The following is a 3,039-nucleotide window of genomic DNA, read 5'->3' on the forward strand; positions in this document are numbered from 1 at the left end:
CACCCTCACGGTCAGGCCATACGACCACGCGGGAGAGCCCTTGTCGCGCAAGGACGTGGCAGAAGTAGTATTGTATGTCTTCGACAGTGAGCTTTGTTCCCTCGAGAAGATAGATACACATGTAGGACAAACGGTTACCATAAACGCCCCCAGGGGCAAATCCCTCCACATCGTAGGCTGGGGTAACCTGGGCGGGGGACGAGAAAACTGTACCAGCTATGAACCCGGTCGCCATAAAGACTATTACCAGGTAAGCTTGTTGCCCCTTACCCGGGCCATGGCTTATTCTCTTTCGCCCGACGACCTGTTCCGCGGAGAGATTACACTGGGCGACAGTAGTGAAAGCAATAGCAATACCACCATCGAACTCCCCATCTACCGCGAAACCGGTAGCCTGACCATCACCGTGCGCGGCCTCACGGCCTTTGCAGGCTTTGCCGACCACAACTACTCCATCCAGGTGCGTGAAACCCCTTCGGTGATCGACTTCTACGGAGATTTATCCGGAGATAAAGTAGCCTACCAGCCTACCAGCTCCTTTACAATCGGAGCAGCCCGGGAGGAATATTACACGCCCCCCTTCAATATGCTGCCCGAAGAACAAGGTATCCATATCGATATCTATCACGGCACAGAATTGGTCACCACCATCTCTCAGGATAACACCGGGCAGCCCATTGCCATTAAGAAAGGCCAGCTTACCAACGTGCTTATCGACCTGCGATCCTCGCTCAGTGTAAGTATGGAACTCACCCCCTGGGGAGAAGAGAAACTATGGAAGGAGTTTTGAGTGATGAGTTTTGAGTTATGAGTGATGAGTGATGAGTGATGAGTGATGAATTACCAAAAAATAAATAAATACATAAACCCATGAAATTAAGTGGATATAAACGATTAGTGAAGCTGCTGCCCGCAGTGGCGTTCCTACTGCTCTTCACGCTGACAGCGTGTACAGGGCATGAAGAAGAAATTACCCCAACGGGAAAAGGCGACGCCTTGGTCACTTTCTCCCTTCGGCTGCCCGGTGAAAGCGTACCCGACACCCGTGCACTCTCCGAGGACGGAGAGAATGCCGTTACTGAAATCGACGTATTGGTGTTCGGAAAGAACGGCGGTACCTATGTATATACCGCCGGATGTAGCGGTAGCCAGATCACAGGAACCGGAAATGCCAAAACCTTTACCGTGACCTTGCGCCGGGGCGAATACGACCTGGTGGTATTGGCCGGTGCCCGTAGTATCATAGAAGCTGCTACCCTGGAGGGTAAGAACAAAGCCGCTGCATTGGCCGCGCTTACCGCTGCGGTACCCGCAGAAGGTAAATGGCCGGTAGACGGCTCCAAGCCTTTCCCCATGTGGGGCGATATCGGCACAAAGACCATTAATGAAACCACCGAAATTAAGAACATCAACCTCCTGCGTATGGTAGCAAGAGTAGATGTAATAGTTCCCACTGCCGTAACCAACTTTAAGCTATCCAGTGTATATGTATATAACTACAATACCCAGGGCACAGTAGTTCCTACCACGGCCGCAGGTCTGACAGATGGTAAAGTAACCTATCCGGTGGTGCCCACTTCTTCAACCTTGACCGAAGGCCCACTATTATATAATGGTACAGCCATCAATACCATCACCAACCAGTGTGTGCGTGAGATTTATATTATGGAAGCTGAGAACCATACCGATAACCATACCAAAGCCAAAGACTTGCTTAAACGTACCTGTCTGGTAGTGGGCGGTACCTATGGCAGCGATAGTGAACCCAGCTATTACCGCGTGGACTTCTCTACCGGCAGCGGATCAGCACAGACTTATCTGGATGTGCTTCGCAATCACAAATACACCATCAATATCACCAAAGTATCCGGTTCGGGTTACGAAACCCCTGATATTGCTTTTCGTAGCGGTCCGGTGAATATCGAGGCCAGCGTACTGACCTGGAACGGGGTAGGGATGAATATTCTAACTACTGATGGACAATATACCCTAGCGGTGGACCAAGATGAATACACGTTTAATAAAGAAGCCGTAACAAGCAAGGATGCTAATAATACACTCAATGTATGGACCGACTATACCACCGGTTGGAAGGTAGAGAAGTATGTTGATGCAACGAATGAGAGCCAGACCGCCGGTTGGCTGAAACTCGTTCCTGCCACAGGCGATAAAGATAATATAACCGAAACCTATATCGAATTAGAAGCAAACGAAACCGGCGCTTCCCGTTCGGCAAAGATTTATCTGGAGGCCGGACGTATCCGCAAGCCAATTACTGTTACTCAGGGTACAGCATCGAGTGTACAGCCGGGTATTAAGCTTTATCTGGCCGATACTGAAATCTCTTCGGGACATCAGCTTACCTTCACTCCTAAAACAGGTACTTCGAAAGATGCAAAAACCTTGCGGGTGGTATGGGAGCCTAACAGCGAGACTGTTACCGTGGCGGTAAACAAAACCTGCTCTAACCTGGAAGGTCAACCGATAAGTGAAACCTTTAATGGTGGTTCTAAACAGTACACCATTACTACTACAGCCGTAACGTCTAATGGCAACAGCACCCTGCCCACCGATGAAGAATCAACGGTTACTTTCCGTACCCAGAGCGGTCATGAAGCTACAGTGAAATTATTGCAAAAGAATTACGGACTTATCTATAAAGACGTTAAAAGTAAATACGCTTCTGCTACCAGTAAAGAATACAGCTTTACGGTAAAGAGCAATACCAATTGGAAGATTGGCTCCGTAACCGATGCTTCAAATGTACTTACCGCTGCTTCCAAAAGTGCTTTAGAAGCTATGACCGGTACGTCAGGTACAACTACCGTTACGTTCACTGTTGCTGCTAATTCTACCGGAGCCGCCACTCTGAACTTTGTAAACACAGATGGCTTATTCGCCGATGTCGCAGTTACGTTAAATGTTCAGCCTGTTGTTCCTGCTGAGTTCGGTGGTAGTAATATCGTTTGGGATGGTACAAAATTGACCTTCTCTACCGGCCCTGACGACACAAGCGTTGATGCCCAGGCACAAGGTGTT

General features: G+C 49.1%; 2 protein-coding genes. Both read left to right on the forward strand.

What is annotated here, in order from left to right:
- The coding region (locus tag D0T87_RS23525; protein ID WP_163178589.1) for a FimB/Mfa2 family fimbrial subunit at nucleotides 1-790 on the forward strand (790 nt) is incomplete at its 5' end.
- 80 nt (nucleotides 791-870) lie between these two features.
- The coding region (locus D0T87_RS23530; RefSeq protein WP_163178591.1) for a BACON domain-containing protein at nucleotides 871-3,039 on the forward strand (2,169 nt) is incomplete at its 3' end.

The sequence above is a fragment of the Bacteroides sp. 51 genome (assembly GCF_010500965.1).
Classification (GTDB): domain Bacteria; phylum Bacteroidota; class Bacteroidia; order Bacteroidales; family Bacteroidaceae; genus Bacteroides.